The organism is Variovorax sp. AC103, assembly GCF_979254005.1.
Window position 1 is genome coordinate 1 of the sequence record NZ_CEEDFC010000019.1, and the last position, 17,945, is coordinate 17,945.

Below are 17,945 nucleotides of genomic sequence, written 5' to 3' on the forward strand. Positions count from 1 at the left end.
TAATGATACGGCGACCACCGAGATCTACACGTGTGGCGCTTCGTCGGCAGCGTCAGATGTGTATAAGAGACAGGCCGAACACCTCGCGCACCGTGTCCGCCGTCGCGCCCAGGCTGGTGGCCTCCAGCGCCGTGCCCTGCGCGCCGCGCGTGCCCCAGCCGCGCGCATGCAGCTGCGCGCCGGGTTGCAGCTGCGCACCGTAGGCCGCGCCGACGTGCGGCGGGAAGCGCACGATGGTCTTGTCCGCCAGCACCACGCCGCGCACGTCACCGCGGTCGGTGTACAGCAGGCGCTCGATGCGTCCGCTCGCCGACAGGGCGCTGAGCGCGCCCGGCTCGCGCGGCGGCGGCGGGGCCATGCCGGGGGCCGGTGGCTGGTCGGTCAGGCTGCGGCCGTTGGCGGCGAGCGACTGCATGCGCACCACCGGCACGTTGGGCGCGCGCCAGCCGCTGACCTGCACCGTGTCGCCGGGCTTGAGCATCTGCATCACCGCGGCCGAGAGGTGCGGGGCAAAGGCGACCTGCGTGCCGTCGGCCAGCAGCAGGCCGTCGGCCTCGCCGTTGGGGTTGACCAGCCATTGCTGCACACGGCCGGTGGCGACCGTGCCCGCTTCGGGCGCAACAGGCGCGATGGGCGCGGCGGGCTGCATCGGGCCGCTGGCGCCGAGCGGCGCCGGGGGAACCGGGCCGCCCGGCGGGGGCGGTGGCACCTGGGCGAAGGCGGCGCCGCCCGCCAACAGGCAGGCGGCGGCGATGAAGGTGATGCGGGTTGTCATGGGTGGCTCCTTGTGGATGGGATGCCCAAAGACATCTCACACAACGTGCCAGCTCACGAACCCTTTGAAATCAACGACTTGCGTGCACAGGGCGGCGAGCGGCCGGATGATCCGCGGACACCGTGTGTCCGGTTTGCGGACACTCCGGCGTCAGTCGAGCCCGTACTGCGTCAGCTTGCGGTACAGCAGCTGGCGGTGAATGCCCAGCCGGCGCGCGGTCTCGGCGCGGTTGCCTTGGGTCTGCGCCAGGGCGTGGGTGATGAGCATGCGTTCGAGCCTCTCGACGGCGGCCGGCAGTTCGCCTTCGAGCCATTCGGCGGGGAGCGTGCCGCCCGCGTTGCCGTGCGGCGCGGCCCCCAGCCCGAGGGCCAGGTCGGCGCCGCCGATCACGCGGTGCCGCACCAGCGCATGGCAGCGCTCCATCACGTTGCGCAGCTCCCGCACGTTGCCCGGCCATGGGTGGCTCAGCAGCCGCTGCGCAGCCTCGGCCGACAGCGCATTCGGCGCATCCAGGGACCCCGACGAACCGTACCGCGCCGCGCGGCGCAGGAAGTGCTCCGCCAGCGGAATGATGTCGGCCAGCCGTTCGCGCAGCGGCGGCATGCGGATCGACAGCACGTCCAGCCGGTACAGCAGGTCTTCCCTGAAGCGCCCCTCGCGCACGGCGGCGGCCAGGTCGCGGTGCGTGGCGGCGACCACGCGCACATCGACCTTCACCGTCTTGTGGCTGCCCAGCGGCGTGACTTCCCCCTCCTGCAGCGCGCGCAGTATCTTGGCCTGCACGTCCAGCGCCATGTCGCCGATCTCGTCGAGCAGCAGCACGCCGCCGTCGGCCGCGCGAAAGCAGCCGGGGCGCTCGCCGGTGGCGCCGGTGAAGGCGCCGCGCACGTGGCCGAAGAGCTCGCTTTCGAGCAGTTCCTTCGGAATGGCCGAGCAATTGACGGCCACGAAGGGGCGTTCGGCGCGCGCCGAGTGGCGGTGCAGCGCGCGCGCCACCATTTCCTTGCCGGTGCCCGTTTCGCCGAGCACCAGCACCGGCATCGCGTTGGCGGCGGCCAGGCCGATGCGCTTGTGCACCTCGCGCATTGCGTGGCTCGGGCCGACCAGGTCGCTGCCGTCTTCCTCTTCGTCGCCCGGCGCCGCACCGGGCGACGATGCCGCCGCGTGCTGCTGCAGCGCGCGGCCGAGCACCTCGCGCACCGCCTCGCGGCTGACCGGCTTGGCCAGGTGGTCGAAGGCGCCCAGGCGCATCGCCTCGATGGTGTTGCCCGCGCTCGAGAACGCGGTGAGCACGATCACCGGCGGCAGCCGCGCCCGGCCTGCCAGCAGTGCCTGCATGGCCGCGAGCGTCTGCAGGCCGTCCATGCCGGGCATGCGGTGGTCGAGGAAGACAGCGTCGAAGCGCTGGCGGGCGAGCAGGTCCAGCGCTTCGGCGCCACCGGCCGCAGCGCTCACGTCGTGACCGAGGCCCTGCAGCGTTTCGGCCAGCGTGTCGCGAAAGGCGTCGTCGTCGTCGACGATCAGGAGATGCGCCATGGAAGCTCCAGTTCGAAGCGGGTGCCCGGTGTCAGCGGCACATGATGCAGGTCGCCGCCGTGCGCCAGCGCCACCTCGCGCGCCAGCGCCAGGCCCAGCCCGGTGCCGTCGGCCCGCCCGGTGGCGAAGGGCTCGAACAGGCTCGCCTGCAGCGACTCGGGCACGCCCGGCCCGTCGTCTTCCACGCGAATGGCCAGCGTGGGCGCCGCAGGTTGCAGGGCCGACAGCACCACGTGGCCGCCGCGCGGCGCATGGCGCACCGCGTTGTCGAGCAGGTTGTCCACCGCGCGCGCCAGATGCACGGGGTCGAACACCGCGCTGGCGGGCGTGCTGTGCTGCAGCGTCACCTGCACGCCGGCGGCATGGGCCTTGGGCGCCACGGCGGCCACGCGCTCGTCCAGCCAGCGGTGCAGCACCACCTCCGCCGGCGCCAGCGTCACCGGCTGCACCAGCGCCAGCAGGCTTTGCACCAGGCCGTCGAGCCGGTCGATCTGCCCGACGATGGCCTGCAGCGCGGCGCCCTGGCGTTCGGGCGTGGCGGCCAGCGCGTTCTCGGCCTTCAGTCGCATGGTGGCGATGGGGTTTCGGATTTCGTGCGCGATGCCACCCGTCATGCGGCCCAGCGCGGCCAGGCGCTGGTCGCGGCTGCGCTGCTGTGCGGCGGCGCGCAGGTGGGCGCGAGCCTCCTCGAAGCGCAGGCGGTAGCGGTTGAAGCCGTCGACGATGCGGTCGAGCTCGCGCACGCCGGTGCGCGGCAGCTCGGGCATGGCGCCGCCGTCGGCGTCGGCTTGCGCTTCGGCGTGCGCCAGGCGGTTTTCCAGGCGCTGCACATGGCGCAGCCCGCGCAGCAGGATGAAGCCCAGCCACAGGCCCGAGGCCAGCACCAGCAGCAGCAGCACGCCCAGGCCGGTGCGCAGGCTGCCCTGGGCGGCCAGCGCGCCGCCGTTGGTGCGGGTCATGGTCCATGCCGCCAGGTCTTTGCCCGGGGCGGCCAGCGGGCAGGCCGAGACGATCAGCGCCTCGCGGCTGCCGCGCACCACGTCGGTCTGCGGCTGCTGCGTGCGCGCGGCGAGCTGCGCCATCTCCACGATCAGCGGCTGCTCGGCCGCTGGCACGTCGCGCTTGACGCCGCTGCCCTCGTAGGTGGGGTAGGCATAGGCGAGCTGGCCGCCGGCCGCCTGCCACACGCCGCCCTCGACGTGCGGCGCCTCGATCAGCACCAGCTGCAGCAGCACCTGCAGCAGGTCGACCTGCGGCTTGGGCGGAGCGGGCACGGTGGCCGACTTGGCGTAGCGCGCCGCAATCGCCCGGCACGACTGTTCCGTGGCGCTGCGCCCCGCCGCCACCTGTGCGCCCGCGCTGCTGCGGTAGAGCGTGAGCATCACCACCGCCAGCGCGGCACACATGCCGAACAGCAGCACCCAGAAGAACAGCAACTGACCGCGCAGGGATTTCATTGGCCGCGATCCTGCCTTGTCCGGGGGCCGCGACGCGTCAGCCGGGGTCGCGTTCGCGCAATTCCCGCTTGAGCACCTTGCCGATCGCGCTGCGCGGCAGCTCGTCGATGAAGCTCAGCCGCGCCAGCCGCTGGGTCTTGCCGAGCTGGTCGTTGGTCCACTGCAGCAGGGTTTGTTCGGTGGTGGCGTCGCCGTCCTTGCGCACTACGTAGGCCACCGGCGTTTCGCCCCACTGCTCCGACGGCACGCCGATCACGGCCACGTCGGCCACCGCCGCGTGGCCGCGCAGCACGCCCTCGAGGTCGCTCGGGTAGATGTTGAAGCCGCCGCTGATGATCATGTCCTTCTTGCGGTCGAACAGCGTGAGGAAGCCGTCGGCATCGAAGCGGCCCACGTCGCCCGTGCGGATGAAGCGCTTGCCGGTGGCGTCGAACCACTCGGCCTCGCGCGTCTTCTCGGGCTGGCGGTGGTAGCCGGTCATCATGCCGGCCGAGTGGCCCACCACCTCGCCGGCGGCGTCGAGCTGGTCGCGCGACAGCTCGCGGCCTTCCTCGTCGATCAGGCGGATGTCGCTGCCCGGCGCGGCCTGGCCCACGGTGTGCAGCTTGGTCGGGTGCAGGTGCGCCTCCAGGATGCAGGTGCCGCCGCCTTCGGTCATGCCGTAGAACTCGATGAGCCCGCCCGGCCAGCGCTTGAGCACGTCGGCCTTCAGCGCCGCGTTGAAGGGCGCGCTGGTGCTGAACTTGAACTTGTAGGTCGACAGGTCGTGTTCGTCGAAGCGCGGGTGCGCCATCAGCCGCTGGTACTGCACCGGCACGAGCATGGTGTGCGTCACGCCGTGCTTCACCGCCAGCTGCAGGTAGCCCAGCGCGTCGAACTTGGGCATCAGCACCACGCAGCCGCCGAAGGCAATGGTCGGGAAGAACACCACCAGCGTGGTGTTGGAGTACAGCGGCGTCGACAGCAGCGTGACGGTGTGGCTGTCGTACTCGTACTTGGCGCCGCGCTGCACGTGGGCCCAGCGCATGCCGTGGCCCTGAACGATGCCCTTGGGCCCGCCGGTGGTGCCCGACGAATAGATGATGTTGAAGGGCCAGGCGGGCTGTGCCTCCACCGGCGTGGGGCTCGTACCGACCGGCGCCAGCCATGCGTCGAAGGCGCTGCCGACCTGCGAGCCGTCGAGCGCGATGCGGGCAATGCCGCCTGGCACGGTGGGGCCGATGACCTCGGCGGCCGAGGCGTCGCTGAACAGCAGGCGCGCGTCGGCGTCCGAGATCATGCGCGCCAGGCTGGCGGGCGTGGAGCCGGGTGCCAGCGGCGCCACGGCCACGCCCGCGCGCAGCGCGCCCAGGAACACGGCCGCGTAGTTCACCGACGAGGCCGCGCACACGGCAATGGCGTCGCCGGGCTGCAGGCCGTCGCGCTGCAAGGCGGCCGCGATGCGGTCCATCAGCGCGTCGAGCGCGCGGTAGCTCAGCATGTGCTGTGCATCGGCCAGCGCGGCGTGGTCAGGTGTGTGTTGCGCGTGGAGGCGAACCAGGTCGGCGATGGCGCCGAATTCGCGTTCCATCGCGGCTTGAAAAGCGGAGTGCATGAGAGCGTCAGTCCTTCATCTTGGCCAGCCGGCAGGATAGCGGAGCCATCGCCCAAGGCCAGCGCCTTGGCGACGCGGGCGCGGCGCGTCAGTTGCCGCTCAGCCAGGCGGCGCCACGATGGCCGCACGAAGCCGCTTGCATCGTGGCCGCTTTGTGCCGCAACAACGGGCATCGCGCCGGTGCCGGCCCTGCGGGTTGCGCACCGGCAGCACTCGATTCCAACAAGGAGCTTTTCCCATGGGGCTACTCGACATCCTCCAGCAGGCCATCGGCAACCACAACGCCGAGGCCCACATCGACCAGGTCACGCAGCATGCCTCCACCGGCGAAGTCGGCGCGGGGCTTGCCGCGGCGATGCGCTCCGACCAGACGCCGCCCTTCGGCGACATGGTGGGCCAGCTGTTCGGCCGGTCGTCGCCGACGCAGCAGGCCGGCGTGCTCAACCAGATCCTGGCCACGCTCGGCCCGGCGGCCGCGTCGGCGCTGGCCGGCGGCGTGCTGGGGCGCCTGCTGCAGCCGGGGCAGACGCAGGTCACGCCCGACCAGGCCTCGCAGCTGTCGCCCGCCCAGGTGACCGAGATCGCCGCGCACGCCGAGCAGCAGCACGCCGGCGTGATCGACGAGGTCAGCCAGTTCTATGCGCAGCATTCGGGGCTGATCAAGACCCTGGGCGGCGCGGCGCTGGCCATCGCGCTGGCGAAGATGAAGGAGAACGCCACGCGCGGCTGATGCGCCGCACGCTCAGCGCGATGACGCGGTCGTCCCGGCCGGCACCTCCGCCTGTGCCTGCACCTGCACCGTGTCCCCGCCCCCCATCACCTTGTAGAGCGTGATGCGGTTGCTCTGCTCCGACAGGCGCAGGCCGATCAGCGTCTGCTGCGCGGTGTAGAGCGAGCGCTGCGCGTCCAGCACCTCGAGGTAGCTGTAGCTGCCGTTGCGGTAGAGCGCGTTCGACAGCGTGAAGCTCTTCTGCGTGGCGTCCACCAGCGATTGCTGCGCCGCCAGCTGCTCGCCCAGCGCGCCGCGCGTGGCCAGCGCGTCGGCCACTTCCCGGAACGCGGTCTGCACGGTCTTCTCGTAGGTGGCGAGGTCGATCTCCCGCTGCGCCTTGGCGGCGTCCAGGCTGGCGCGGTTGCTGCCCGCGTTGAAGATCGGCAGGCTGACCGAGGGCGCAAAGCTCCATGCGCCGTTGCCGCCCTTGAACAGGCCCGACAGCGCCGTGCTCGACGAGCCGGCGCTCGCCGTCAGCGAAATGCTCGGGAAGAAGGCCGCGCGCGCCGCGCCGATGTCGGCGTTGGAGCCCTGCAGCGTGTGCTCCGCGGCCCGCACGTCGGGCCGCTGCTGCAGCAGCGCCGAGGGCAGGCCCGCGGGCACGTCGACCAGCGCGCTGGCCGAACCGGCCGGGGCCAAGCCGGCGGCGGGCAGCAGGTCGTCGGGCACCGTGGCGCCGGCCAGCAGGTCGAGCGCGTTGCGGTCCAGCGCCACCTGCGCGGTGTAGCTGGCCACGTCCACGCGCGCGGAATCGACGGTGGTCTGCGCCTGGGCCAGCGTCAGCGCCGAGCTCGCGCCCAACGCGTGCATGCGCCCGGTCAGCGCGTACGAGCGCTGCTGGCTGGCCAGCGTGTCCTGCGCCAGCTGCAGCCGCGCGTGGTCCGCGGCCAGCGTGAGCCAGGCCGAGGCGACCTCCGCCACCAGGCTGATCTGCGTGCTGCGGCGCGTGGCCTCGGTAGCGAGGTAGCTCTGCAGCGCCGCCTCGTTCAGGTTGCGCACGCGGCCGAACAGGTCGAGTTCGTAGCTGCTGAAGCCCAGCGCCGCCGTGTACTGCGTGCCGATGGCCGACTCGCCGCTGCTGCTCGCGGCCGCCGAGGTGCGCTGGCGCGTGGCGCCGGCCGTGGCGGCCACGCTGGGGAACAGCTCGGCGCGCTGCACGCCGTACTGGGCACGCGCCTTCTCGATGTTCTGCACCGCCACGCGCAGGTCGCGGTTGTTGGCCAGCGCCAGCGCGATGGTGCGGCGCAGCCGCTCGTCGGTGACGAAGTCTTGCCAGCCGGTGAGGGGCGTGGCGACGGTGCCGGCCTTCGCATTCGCGGAGGCCGTGGAAACGGGCCACGCCGAGGCGACCGGCGCCTCGGGCCGCGAGTACACCGGCGCGAGGTTGACGCAGCCGGCCAGCAGCGCGGCCACGACCAGCGCGCAGGGTCGGAAATTCACGGAAGTCATGGGGTCCCCGTTTGAGCAAGTGCGGGCAGCGTGGGCGCTGCCGCGGGCCGGTTCTTGGGCGCGAAGAAGCGCCGGATCACCACGAAGAACAGCGGCACGAAGAAGATGCCCAGCGCCGTGGCGCTCGCCACGCCGCCCAGCACGCCCACCCCGATGGCGCGGCGGCTGCCCGAGCCCGCGCCGGTGCTCAGCGCCAGCGGCAGCACGCCGAACATGAAGGCCAGCGAGGTCATGAGGATCGGGCGCAGCCGCAGGCGCACCGCCTGCAGCGTGGCGTCGACCAGGGCCATGCCGTCGTCCTGCAGCTGCTTGGCGAATTCCACGATCAGGATCGCGTTCTTCGCCGACAGGCCCACCGTGGCCAGCAGCCCCACCTGGAAGTACACGTCGTTCGACAGCCCCGCGAACTTGGTGGCCACCACCGCACCCAGCACGCCCAGCGGCACCACCAGGATCACCGAGAACGGCACCGACCAGCTCTCGTACAGCGCGGCCAGGCACAGGAACACGAACAGGATCGACACCGCGTACAGCAGCGGCGCCTGCGAGCCCGACAGCCGCTCCTGGTAGGAGCTGCCTGCCCACTCGTAGCCGATGCCCTGGGGCAGCTGCTTCATGATGCGTTCCACCGCGTCCATCGCCGCGCCGGAGCTCACGCCCGCGGCCGGGTCGCCGATGAGCTCGAAGGACGACATGCCGTTGTAGCGCGCCAGCTCCGGCGAGCCGTAGGTCCAGCGGCTGCTGGCGAAGGCCGAGAACGGCACCATCTCGCTGTTGGCGTTGCGCACGTGCCAGCTGTCGATGCTGTCGGGCTGCATGCGGAAGGGCGCGTCGGCCTGCACGTAGACCTTCTTCACACGGCCGTTGTTGACGAAGTCGTTCACGTAGCTGCCGCCCATGGCGCTGGACAAGGTGTCGTTGATGTCCGCCGTGGAAAGGCTCAGCGCGGCGGCCTTGCGGTCGTCGATGTCGATGGCGAACTGCGGCGTGTCGTCCAGGTTGTTGCTGCGCACCTGGCTGAGCGCCGGGTCCTTGCGCGCGAGCGCCAGGAACTGCTCGCGCGCCTTCACGAGCGCGTCGTGCCCGATGCCGCCCAGGTCCTGCAGCTGCACGTCGAAGCCCGCGCTCGAGCCCAGGCCGCGCACCGCCGGCGGCAGCATGACGAACACGCTGGCGTTGCTGGCGCGCACAGACATCTCCTGCGTGAAGCGGCGCGCCAGGGAGGCGGCGTCCTGTGCCTTGCCGCTGCGCTCGCTCCAGTCCTTCAGCGTGATGAAGGCATTGCCCGTGGCCTGGTCGCCGCTCAGGCCGGTCAGCGTGATGTAGTGGCCGACCTCCTTCTGCGTGGCCAGGTAGTCCTCGAAGATCTTCATGGTCTGGCGCAGCTGCTCGTCGGTGGCGCTGGCGGGCAGCTTGATCTGCGTCATCAGCGTGCCCTGGTCTTCGTCGGGCAGGAACGAGGTGGGCAGGCGCATGAAGACCAGCGCCATCACGCCCACCATCAGCGCGTACACCAGCAGGCTGCGCTTGCCACGGTGCAGGATGCCGCCGACGCCCGAGCGGTAGCGCCCGGCATTGCGCTCGAAGCTGCGGTTGAACCAGCCGAAGAAGCGCCCCGGCAGGCCCGTTCGCGGCGCATGCCCGGCCGCTGTCGCCGGCTTGAGCAGCGTGGCGCACAGCGCCGGCGTCAGCGTGAGCGCCACCACCACCGACAGCAGCATGGCCGCGACGATGGTCACCGAGAACTGCCGGTAGATCACGCCCGTGGAGCCGCCGAAGAAGGCCATGGGAACGAACACCGCCGACAGCACCAGCGCGATGCCCACCAGCGCGCCGGTGATCTCGCGCATCGACTTGCGCGTGGCCTCCAGGGGCGAGAGCCCTTCCTCGGCCATGAGCCGCTCCACGTTCTCCACCACCACGATGGCGTCGTCCACCAGCAGGCCGATGGCCAGCACCATGCCGAACATGGTCAGCGTGTTGACCGAATAGCCCAGCAAGGCCAGCACGCCGAAGGTGCCCAGCAGCACCACCGGCACCGCGATGGCGGGCACCAGCGTGGCGCGCAGGTTCTGCAGGAAGAGATACATGATGAGTACCACCAGCACCATGGCCTCGCCCAGCGTCTTGGCAACTTCCTCGATGGAGATGCGCACGAAAGGCGTGGTGTCGTAGCCGACCACGGCCTTCATCTGGTTCGGAAAGAAGGGCTCCAGCGTGGCCAGCTTGGCCTTCACGGCGTTGGACACCGAGAGCGCGTTGGCGCCGGTGGCCAGCTTCACGCCCATGCCGCTGGAGGGCTTGCCGTCGAAGCGGGAGTTGACGGTGTAGCTCTCGCTGCCCAGCTCGATGCGCGCCACGTCGCCCAGGCGCACCACGGAGCCGGCGCTGTCCGACTTGACGATCACCTCGCGGAACTGCTCCGCGGTGCGCAGCTTGCTGCGCGCGGTGATGGTGGCCGTGAGCCGCTGGCCGGCGACGGCGGGCAGGGCGCCGAGCTGGCCGGCCGAGACCTCGGTGTTCTGGCTGGTGAGCGCGCTCGTCACGTCGGACGGCATCAGCGAATACTTCTGCAGCTTCGACGGGTCGAGCCAGATGCGCATGGCGTAGCCCGAGCCCAGCACCTGCACGTCGCCCACGCCGTCGATGCGGCTCAGCACGTCGAGCAGGCTGCTGGAAATGTAGTCGCCGATGTCGGTGGCCGAAGCGCTGCCGTCCTGCGAGGTGAGCGAGACGATCATCAGGATGTCGGTGCCCGCCTTGGTGACCGTCACGCCCTGGCTCTGCACCGACTGCGGCAGCTGCGACAACGCCTGCTGCACCTTGTTCTGCACCTGCATCTGCGCCACGTCGGCGTTGGTGCCGGCCTCGAAGGTGAGCTCGATGCTCGCGCTGCCCGAGGAGGTGCTCTTGGACGACATCGAGCTCAGCTGGTCGAGCCCTTTCATCTTCTGCTCGATGACCTGGGTGACCGAGTCCTCGATGGTCTTGGCCGACGCGCCCGGGTAGGTGGCGTTGATCGACACCTTGGTGGGCGCGATGTCGGGGTATTGCTCCAGCGGCAAGGTGCTGATGGACAGCGCCCCGGCCAGCATGATGACGATGGCGATGACCCACGCGAAGATGGGCCGGTCGATGAAAAAGCGTGCCATGTGCGGTGCCTTCAGCGCGCGGCGGCCGCGCCGGCCGCGGGCGCGGTGTCGCCAACGGTGGCGGCCGTGGCAACCGTGGCAACCGTGGTGTCCGCGGCGGCCACCGGCTTGACCGTGTCGCCCACCCGCACCTTCGTCGAGCCTTCGACGATCACGCGCTCGCCGGCCTTCAGCCCCTCGGTCACCTGCCAGCGGCTGCCGACCGCGCGCGACAGCTTCAGCGCGCGCTTCTCGACCTTGTTGTCCGCCGTGACCACCAGCGCCGAGGCGTCGCCGCTCGCGGTGCGGGTCACGCCCTGCTGGGGCACCAGCAGGGCCTGCTCGGCCACGCCCTCTTCGAGCACGGCGCGCACGTACATGCCGGGCAGCAGCGTGCGCTCGGGGTTGGGCACCAGGATGCGCAGCGTGACCGCGCCGGTGCCTTCGTTGACGGTGACGCTGGAGAACTGCAGGCGCCCGGCGTGGGCGTAGGCGGTGCCGTCTTCCAGCATCAGCCGGACCGACGCCTCGCCCTTGTTCGCGCTGCTCTTCAGCGCGCCGCTGGCCAGCTCGCGCTGCAGCCGCAGCAGGTCGGTGGTCGACTGCGTCACGTCGACGTGAATCGGGTCGAGCTGCTGCACCGTGGTGAGCGCCGTGGTCTGGCCGGCGGTGACCAGCGCGCCGGGCGTGACGGTGGAGGCCTCGATGCGCCCTGCGATGGGCGCGGTGATGCGCGTGAAGCCCAGGTTGATGCGCGCCGTGTCCAGCGCGGCGCGCGCCACGCCGAGGTCGGCCTGGGCCTGCTGCAGCGTGGCCTGGCTGTCGTCGTTGGTCTGCTGGCTCACCGCGTCGATCTTCACGAGCTCTGCGTTGCGGCGCGCCGCGGTCCTTGCGGAATTGAGCGTGGCCTCGGCCTTGGCGACGCTGGCCTGCGCGCTGGCATGGGCGGCCTGGTAGCTGGCCGGGTCCAGCTGGTAGAGCACCTGGCCGGCCTTGACCAGCGCGCCTTCTTCGAACAGCCGCTGCTGCACGATGCCGCCGACCTGCGGGCGGATCTCGGCGCTCAGGCGGGCCCGCGTGCGGCCCGAGAGTTCGGTGGTGACGGGCTGGTTTTCAGGCTGCAGGGTGACCACGCTCACCTGCGGAGTGGCGGCTGCGGGAGGCTGCGCGGGAGGCTGCGCGGAAGAAGAACCGGAGCACCCCGCAATGCCGCCCAGCAGGCCGAGGGCCAGGGCGCACGCAAGGGCGGTGCGGGTGAAGCGAGAAGACATGGGCGGGTTTCCAATCAGGTTGGAACCCATGGTCTTCAGCGAATGTGGAGCGAGTGTGAAGGTCCCCCGGCCCGCGCGGCCTTGGGGCCGGCGTGCACTGCGCGGGCTGCAATCTGGCTTATCTTGTGGGCCTTCATGAAGATCAGCATCACCACCAAGCTCTTTCTCGCCGTGCTGGCCACCGCCGTGCTGGCGGTGGTCGCCATGGGCGCCGCCTCGCGCTGGAACTTCGAGCGCGGCTTTGTCGGCTACCTCAACGAGCAGGGCGTGGAGCGGCTGGACGCCGTGCTGCCCAACGCCGTGGCGGCCTACCGGCAGAACGGCAGCTGGGACTTCCTGCGCGAAGGGCCGGGGCCGTGGTTCGAGATCATGCGGCCCGCGCCCTTGGTGAGTGGTGAGCGCTTCGATCCGGGCCGCACGCCGCCGCCTGTGTCCGACCTGACGGGGGCCATGCTGCGCGTGAGCCTGCTCGACACCGACCGCAGGGTGATCGCCGGCTTCCGGGAGGCGCGAAAAGGGTCGGCCGAACGCGCCGTGGTGGTCGACGGCAAGACCGTGGGTTGGGTGGTGATGGCACCGTTCCAGAACGTGAGCGAGGCCGGTGACCAGCGCTTCCAGCAGAACCAGGCGCGTGCGAGCTGGGTCATCGGCGTGCTGTGCGTGCTGCTGGCCGCGGGCATCGCATGGTGGATCGCGCGGGTGCTGCTGGGCCCCGTCAAGCGCGTGGCCGCGGCCACCCACCGGCTGGCCGCCGGCGACTACGAAAGCCGCGTGGCCGTGGCCTCGCAGGACGAGGTGGGGCAGCTGGCGCGCGACTTCAATTCACTGGCCCACACGCTGCAGCGCAACGAGCGCATGCGCCGCGAGTTCATGGCCGACGTGTCGCACGAGCTGCGCACGCCGCTGGGCGTGCTGCACGGCGAGCTGGAGGCGATGGAAGACGGTGTGCGCCGCCTCGACGCGCAGGCCGTGCGCTCGCTGCAGCACGAGGTGGGCATGCTCAACCAGCTGGTGTCCGACCTCTACGACCTGTCGCTGGCCGACGTGGGCGCGCTCGCGTACCGCAAGGCCGACGTGGACCTGCGCGAACTGGTCGAGGCGAGCGTCGACGGCTTCCGTGAGCGGCTGGCCTCTGCGGGCCTGCGCCTGGAACTGGACCTGCCGGCGCAGCCGCTGGTGGCGTTCGCCGACGAGCGCCGCATGCAGCAGCTGTTCAGCAACCTGGTGCTCAACAGCTGCCGCTACACCGATGCGGGCGGCGTGCTGCGCATCGCGGCGCGCGAGGAGGGCGCGCAACTTGCCGTCGATTTGATGGATTCGGCGCCGGGTGTGGAGGCGGCGCAGCTGCCGCGCCTGTTCGAGCGCTTCTTTCGCGGCGAGGGCTCGCGCAACCGCGCCAGCGGCGGCGCGGGGCTGGGCCTGTCGATCTGCCGCAGCATCGTGGAGGCGCATGGCGGCACCATCGAGGCCCAGGCCTCGCCGCTGGGCGGCGTGTGGGTCGCGATCCGCCTGCCGCGTGCCTGAGGACCGGCGATGAACGACGTACCCATGACACCCCCTTCGGCCGCACACGTCCTGATCGTCGAGGACGAGCCGCGCATGGCCGCGCTGCTCGCCGACTACCTGCAGGCCTCCGGCTACACCTCGGCATGGCTGGCCAACGGGCTGGAGGTGGTGCCCAGCGTGAAGGCGCGCCGGCCCGACCTGGTGCTGCTCGACCTGATGCTGCCCGGCCAGGACGGCATGAGCGTGTGCCGCGCGTTGCGCCTGTTCAGCGACGTGCCGGTCATCATGCTCACCGCGCGCGTGGAAGAGGCCGACCGCCTGATGGGCCTGGAGATCGGCGCGGACGACTACATCTGCAAGACGCCGTTCAGTCCGCGCGAGGTGGTCGCGCGGGTCAAGGCGCTGCTGCGCCGCAGCGGCCATTCGGCGCGCGAGGTGTCGGCGCTGCAGATCGACGCGCAGGCCTACAAGGCATCGTGGCAGGGGGCCGCGCTGGACCTCACGCCGATCGAGTTCCGGCTGCTGAAGGCGCTGGCCGATGCGCGCGGGCGCGTGCTGTCGCGCGACAAGCTGCTCGACCACGTGCATGCCGACCAGCGTGCGGTGACCGATCGCGCGGTCGACAGCCATGTGAAGAACCTGCGCCGCAAGCTGGACGCGGCGAGCGGGGGGCAGGAGCTGATCCGGTCGATCTATGGGGTGGGGTACAGGCTGGACTTGCCTTAGGCCAGCGGTGGGCGCGCGATTCGTGCCCTCGCGCCGCCATTGAAAAAGGCCCGCGACGGGCCTTTTTCATTCGCTTGCCGAAACGCTCAACCGCCTGCGGCGTGCGCCTGCTGGGCCGCATGGGCCTGCTGGTCGGCGTGGTAGCTGGAGCGCACCATCGCGCCCACGGCCGCATGGCTGAAGCCCATCTTGTAGGCCTCTTCCTCGAACATCTTGAAGGTGTCGGGATGCACGTAGCGGCGCACCGGCAGGTGCGAGCCCGACGGCGACAGGTACTGGCCGATGGTCAGCATGTCGATGTCGTGGGCGCGCATGTCGCGCATCACCTGCAGGATCTCTTCGTCGGTTTCGCCGAGGCCCACCATGATGCCGCTCTTGGTCGGCACCTTCGGGTGCAGCGCCTTGAATTTCTTCAGCAGGTTCAGGCTGAACTGGTAGTCGCTGCCGGGGCGCGCTTCCTTGTAGAGGCGGGGCGCGGTCTCGAGGTTGTGGTTCATCACGTCCGGCGGCGCGGCCTTGAGGATCTCGAGCGCGCGGTCGTCGCGGCCGCGGAAGTCGGGCACCAGGATTTCGATCTGCGTCATCGGCGAGAGCTCGCGGATGTGAGTGATGCAATCGACAAAGTGCTGGCTGCCGCCGTCGCGCAGGTCGTCGCGGTCCACGCTGGTGATCACCACGTACTTCAGGCGCAGCTTGGCGATGGTCTTGGCCAGGTTGAGCGGCTCGTCCTTGTCCAGCGGGTCGGGGCGGCCGTGGCCCACGTCGCAGAACGGGCAGCGGCGCGTGCACTTGTCGCCCATGATCATGAAGGTGGCGGTGCCGTTGCCGAAGCATTCGCCGATGTTCGGGCAGGAGGCCTCTTCGCACACGGTGTGCAGGTTGCTCTCGCGCAGGATCTGCTTGATCTCGTAGAAGCGCGTGGTGGGGCTGCCGGCCTTCACGCGGATCCACTCCGGCTTCTTGAGCACTTCGCCGCTCTGCACCACCTTGACGGGGATGCGCGAGAGCTTGGCGGCGGCTTTCTGCTTGGCCAGGGGGTTGTAGTTTTCGGCGCTCTGGGCCTCTCTCACTACGGGGGACGGGACGACTTCGGTGGTGCTCATTGGATTGCTAGGGCGCCAGGTAGGTGGTGAGTTTTTGGCTCAGGACCCGGGCAGCTTCTTCCCATGTGGTTTGGATGCCGATTGTAGAAAGGTCGACCGTTTGCAGCCCCGCATAGCCGCAAGGGTTGATGCGCGAGAAGGGTTCGAGGTCCATGGCGACGTTCAGCGCCACGCCGTGGTAGGTCGCGTGGCGGCTCACCTTGATGCCCAGCGCGGCGATCTTGCCCAGGCCGCGGAAGGGGTCGCCGGCGGGCAGCGGTCCGGTCAGCGCCGCATGGGAGAACGGGTCGTCCAGGCGCACGTAGATGCCCGGCGCACCGGGCACGCGGTGGCCGGTCACGCCGAAATGGGCCAGCGTGCGCAGCACCGATTCCTCGATGCGGTAGACGTACTCCTTCACGAAATACCCCGCCCGGCGCAGGTCGATCAACGGGTACACCACCACCTGGCCGGGGCCGTGGAAGGTGACCTGGCCGCCGCGGTCGGTCTGCACGACCGGAATGTCGCCGGGGTTCAGGATGTGGTCCTGCCTGCCCGCCACGCCTTGGGTGAAGACCGGGGCATGCTCGCAAATCCATAGCGCATCGGGCGTGTCCGGCGTGCGTTCCAGCGTGAATTGCTTCATGGCCGCGAAGGTGTCTGCGTAGCCGACGCGGCCCAGCGGATGCCGTTCGATGGCAGGGGGGACAGCGGTGGTGTCGGTCATGGCAGGGCCTTCGCCTTGCGGGCGGCCAGGAGGCCGCTGGCACACAGTGCCGCCGCAGCGAACCGCCGGCGCAGGCTCAAAGCACGACCTTGACCAGCGGGTGCGCGGACAGCGCGCGGTACAGGTCGTCGAGCTGTTCGCGGCTGGTGGCCGTGACGGTGATGGTCACGCCCAGGTAGTTGCCGCCCTTGCTGTCGCGCAGCTCGACGGTGGTGGCGTCGAAGGTCGGGTCGAACTGCTCGGCGATCTGCGTGATCGCGTGCACGTAGCCGTCGGCCTTCACGCCCATCACCTTGATGGGGAACTGCGAGGGGTACTCGATCAGCGATTCCTTGCGCGGGTCGGGGATCGCGGGGGTCTCGATGGGGGTCGTGTCGTTGTCGGTCATGCCGGGGCTCCGTGCTTCTGTGCGTTGCGTACCTTGGCCTCCTGGTAGGCCTTGTACAAGCTGTCGTAAATGGGGCCGGGTCGGCCGTTGCCAATAGCCTGGCCGTCGAGCGTGACCACGGGCAGCAGCTCCTTGCTGGCCGAGGAAATGATCAGCTCGTCGGCGCCGAACACCTCGTCGCGCGAGATGCGGCGCAGCGCGAAGGGAATGCCGCGCTCCTGGCACAGGCGCTCGAACAGGCCGTAGCGGATGCCGGTGAGCACCAGGTTGTCCTTGGGTGGGCCCATCAGCTGGCCGTCCTTCACGATCCACACGTTGCTCGACGAGGCTTCGCTGAGCCATTCGTCGCGGAACATGATGGTTTCGGTGGCGCCGGCTTCCACGCTGATCTGCCGCGCGAGCACGGCGCCCAGCAGGCTGGTGCTCTTGATGTGGGCCTTCTGCCAGCGGAAGTCGGCCGCGGTGACGCAAGCCACGCCCCTGGCGCGCACGGCCTCGGCGATGGGCGGCAGCGGGTTCACCATGACGAACACCGTGGGGCGCAGGCCGCGCACCATCGCATGGTCGCGCGGCGCCACGCCGCGCGTCACCTGAAAGTACACGGATTGCGGTGCCTCGCCACCCGGCGCGACCAGGCGCATGACGATGTCGCGCCACTGGTCGAGCGAGTACGGGTTGTCGATCTGCAACTCGGTGAGCGAACGGGCCAGGCGTGCCATGTGCTCCTCGAAGCAGAAGGGCTGGCCGAAGTAGACGGGCACGTATTCGTAGATGCCGTCGCCGAAGATGAAGCCGCGGTCGAGCACGCTGATCTTCGCGTTGCGCAGGGCGGTGTATTCGCCATCGAGGTAACAAAGCGTGGCGGGCAGGGCGTCGGTGATAGGGTGCATGCCGGAATTATGGTTGGGCGTGCCGCGTCGGGTTCGCGTCAGGGAATCCGACATCGATTTGCATGCGCGACACGCCGGATGGCGGGAGCGCTTGGGTTTTTACTTATAATCAATGGCTTTGTAGATTCTGGGTGGTCATCCGGGCTTCATTCGAAATGAAAACAATCGCCCGACAAGACTCGGAGGTCGCTGAAGACCTCGACGCAGAATTCAAGCCGCTGACCGCCGATGAGGCGCGTGAGCTGCGAGCAAAGAACCCTTCGATCTGCCCATGGCGGGTGGTCGCGGGTCAGTTGGTTGTCGGTCTGGTGGTGGCTTTGGCCATCTGGGGACTGACGGGGAGGCAAAATCTGGGTTGGTCCGCCGCTTACGGTGCGATCGCGGTGGTTGTTCCATCGGCGGTCTTTGCACGCGGGCTGACCGGTCGGTTTTCTTCCTTGAATCCGGGCACGGCTGTGTTCGGATTCTTCCTGTGGGAAATGGTCAAGATGGCCTTGTCGGTGGCGATGCTGATCGCTGCGCCAAGGCTGATTACGGCGCTGAGCTGGCCAGCAATGCTGGTCGGCCTGGTGGTGACAATGAAGGCGGCCTGGTTGGCGGTGATGTTCTCGCCCCGGCGCCGGAAACAGAGAGACGAGTAA

Annotated in this window: 15 protein-coding genes; 4 read left to right on the top strand and 11 right to left on the bottom strand. The window is 70.0% G+C overall.

From position 1 onward, the window contains the following. Nucleotides 1-52: 52 nt before the first annotated feature. The 4 genes from AC0IYU_RS24340 to AC0IYU_RS24355 form a co-directional block, all read right to left on the bottom strand. The gene (locus AC0IYU_RS24340) at nt 53-775 is read right to left on the bottom strand and encodes a hypothetical protein (RefSeq protein WP_472122046.1); all 723 of its coding nucleotides are present in this window, start codon (nt 773-775) and stop codon (nt 53-55) included. A gap of 150 nt (nt 776-925) precedes the next feature. Next, on the bottom strand, nt 926-2,311 hold the full coding sequence (locus AC0IYU_RS24345) for a sigma-54-dependent transcriptional regulator (protein WP_472122049.1): 1,386 nt from the start codon (nt 2,309-2,311) through the stop codon (nt 926-928). Further along, nucleotides 2,296-3,768, bottom strand: coding sequence for a sensor histidine kinase (locus AC0IYU_RS24350; RefSeq protein ID WP_472122051.1), 1,473 nt, complete (start codon nt 3,766-3,768; stop codon nt 2,296-2,298). The genes AC0IYU_RS24345 and AC0IYU_RS24350 overlap by 16 nt, the downstream gene beginning before the upstream one ends. A gap of 37 nt (nt 3,769-3,805) precedes the next feature. After that, nucleotides 3,806-5,338, bottom strand: coding sequence for a class I adenylate-forming enzyme family protein (locus AC0IYU_RS24355; RefSeq protein WP_472122345.1), 1,533 nt, complete (start codon nt 5,336-5,338; stop codon nt 3,806-3,808). Between the two features lie 262 nt (nt 5,339-5,600). Here AC0IYU_RS24355 and AC0IYU_RS24360 point away from each other — a divergent pair, with 262 nt between their 5' ends. Next, complete coding sequence (locus tag AC0IYU_RS24360; RefSeq protein ID WP_472122054.1) at nt 5,601-6,092, top strand: hypothetical protein; 492 nt, start codon at nt 5,601-5,603, stop codon at nt 6,090-6,092. Between the two features lie 12 nt (nt 6,093-6,104). Here the strand turns inward: AC0IYU_RS24360 and AC0IYU_RS24365 are convergent, their stop codons facing one another. The 3 genes from AC0IYU_RS24365 to AC0IYU_RS24375 are packed head-to-tail and all read right to left on the bottom strand — an operon-like array spanning nt 6,105 to nt 11,985. Further along, nucleotides 6,105-7,583, bottom strand: coding sequence for an efflux transporter outer membrane subunit (locus AC0IYU_RS24365; protein WP_472122057.1), 1,479 nt, complete (start codon nt 7,581-7,583; stop codon nt 6,105-6,107). Next, complete coding sequence (locus AC0IYU_RS24370) at nt 7,580-10,735, bottom strand: efflux RND transporter permease subunit (protein WP_472122061.1); 3,156 nt, start codon at nt 10,733-10,735, stop codon at nt 7,580-7,582. Before AC0IYU_RS24370 ends, AC0IYU_RS24365 begins: the two co-directional genes overlap by 4 nt. Before the next feature lie 11 nt (nt 10,736-10,746). Continuing rightward, on the bottom strand, nt 10,747-11,985 hold the full coding sequence (locus tag AC0IYU_RS24375; protein ID WP_472122064.1) for an efflux RND transporter periplasmic adaptor subunit: 1,239 nt from the start codon (nt 11,983-11,985) through the stop codon (nt 10,747-10,749). Between the two features lie 135 nt (nt 11,986-12,120). On the opposite strand from AC0IYU_RS24375, the gene baeS reads away from it, so the two are divergent. Both baeS and AC0IYU_RS24385 read left to right on the top strand, forming a co-directional pair. Beyond that, nucleotides 12,121-13,509, top strand: coding sequence for a sensor histidine kinase efflux regulator BaeS (gene baeS / locus AC0IYU_RS24380; RefSeq protein ID WP_472122067.1), 1,389 nt, complete (start codon nt 12,121-12,123; stop codon nt 13,507-13,509). A 9-nt stretch (nt 13,510-13,518) separates the two neighbouring features. Beyond that, nucleotides 13,519-14,217, top strand: coding sequence for a response regulator (locus tag AC0IYU_RS24385; protein ID WP_472122070.1), 699 nt, complete (start codon nt 13,519-13,521; stop codon nt 14,215-14,217). Between the two features lie 86 nt (nt 14,218-14,303). Here the strand turns inward: AC0IYU_RS24385 and lipA are convergent, their stop codons facing one another. From lipA to AC0IYU_RS24405, 4 genes are all read right to left on the bottom strand, one after another. Beyond that, nucleotides 14,304-15,320: a lipoyl synthase gene (gene lipA, locus AC0IYU_RS24390; RefSeq protein ID WP_472122073.1), complete on the bottom strand. Its 1,017-nt coding sequence runs from the start codon at nt 15,318-15,320 to the stop codon at nt 14,304-14,306. 7 nt (nt 15,321-15,327) lie between these two features. Then, nucleotides 15,328-16,026, bottom strand: a complete 699-nt coding sequence (lipB, locus tag AC0IYU_RS24395) for a lipoyl(octanoyl) transferase LipB (protein ID WP_472122076.1) — start codon at nt 16,024-16,026, stop codon at nt 15,328-15,330. A gap of 76 nt (nt 16,027-16,102) precedes the next feature. Continuing rightward, the gene (locus AC0IYU_RS24400; protein ID WP_435441141.1) at nt 16,103-16,414 is read right to left on the bottom strand and encodes a YbeD family protein; all 312 of its coding nucleotides are present in this window, start codon (nt 16,412-16,414) and stop codon (nt 16,103-16,105) included. Beyond that, nucleotides 16,411-17,304, bottom strand: coding sequence for a D-amino acid aminotransferase (locus AC0IYU_RS24405; protein WP_472122079.1), 894 nt, complete (start codon nt 17,302-17,304; stop codon nt 16,411-16,413). The genes AC0IYU_RS24400 and AC0IYU_RS24405 overlap by 4 nt, the downstream gene beginning before the upstream one ends. Nucleotides 17,305-17,459: 155 nt before the next feature. Between AC0IYU_RS24405 and AC0IYU_RS24410 the strand changes: the two genes are divergently transcribed. After that, complete coding sequence (locus AC0IYU_RS24410) at nt 17,460-17,945, top strand: ATP synthase subunit I (protein WP_472122348.1); 486 nt, start codon at nt 17,460-17,462, stop codon at nt 17,943-17,945.

Excerpts from the sequence above, each read along its gene's own strand:
- AC0IYU_RS24340 (WP_472122046.1), bottom strand. The coding sequence starts at position 775 with ATGACAACCCGCATCACCTTCATCGCCGCCGCCTGCCTGTTGGCGGGC.
- AC0IYU_RS24345 (WP_472122049.1), bottom strand. The coding sequence starts at position 2,311 with ATGGCGCATCTCCTGATCGTCGACGACGACGACGCCTTTCGCGACACG.
- AC0IYU_RS24350 (WP_472122051.1), bottom strand. The coding sequence starts at position 3,768 with ATGAAATCCCTGCGCGGTCAGTTGCTGTTCTTCTGGGTGCTGCTGTTC.
- AC0IYU_RS24355 (WP_472122345.1), bottom strand. The coding sequence starts at position 5,338 with ATGGAACGCGAATTCGGCGCCATCGCCGACCTGGTTCGCCTCCACGCG.
- AC0IYU_RS24360 (WP_472122054.1), top strand. The coding sequence starts at position 5,601 with ATGGGGCTACTCGACATCCTCCAGCAGGCCATCGGCAACCACAACGCC.
- AC0IYU_RS24365 (WP_472122057.1), bottom strand. The coding sequence starts at position 7,583 with ATGACTTCCGTGAATTTCCGACCCTGCGCGCTGGTCGTGGCCGCGCTG.
- AC0IYU_RS24370 (WP_472122061.1), bottom strand. The coding sequence starts at position 10,735 with ATGGCACGCTTTTTCATCGACCGGCCCATCTTCGCGTGGGTCATCGCC.
- AC0IYU_RS24375 (WP_472122064.1), bottom strand. The coding sequence starts at position 11,985 with ATGTCTTCTCGCTTCACCCGCACCGCCCTTGCGTGCGCCCTGGCCCTC.
- baeS (WP_472122067.1), top strand. The coding sequence starts at position 12,121 with ATGAAGATCAGCATCACCACCAAGCTCTTTCTCGCCGTGCTGGCCACC.
- AC0IYU_RS24385 (WP_472122070.1), top strand. The coding sequence starts at position 13,519 with ATGAACGACGTACCCATGACACCCCCTTCGGCCGCACACGTCCTGATC.
- lipA (WP_472122073.1), bottom strand. The coding sequence starts at position 15,320 with ATGAGCACCACCGAAGTCGTCCCGTCCCCCGTAGTGAGAGAGGCCCAG.
- lipB (WP_472122076.1), bottom strand. The coding sequence starts at position 16,026 with ATGACCGACACCACCGCTGTCCCCCCTGCCATCGAACGGCATCCGCTG.
- AC0IYU_RS24400 (WP_435441141.1), bottom strand. The coding sequence starts at position 16,414 with ATGACCGACAACGACACGACCCCCATCGAGACCCCCGCGATCCCCGAC.
- AC0IYU_RS24405 (WP_472122079.1), bottom strand. The coding sequence starts at position 17,304 with ATGCACCCTATCACCGACGCCCTGCCCGCCACGCTTTGTTACCTCGAT.
- AC0IYU_RS24410 (WP_472122348.1), top strand. The coding sequence starts at position 17,460 with ATGAAAACAATCGCCCGACAAGACTCGGAGGTCGCTGAAGACCTCGAC.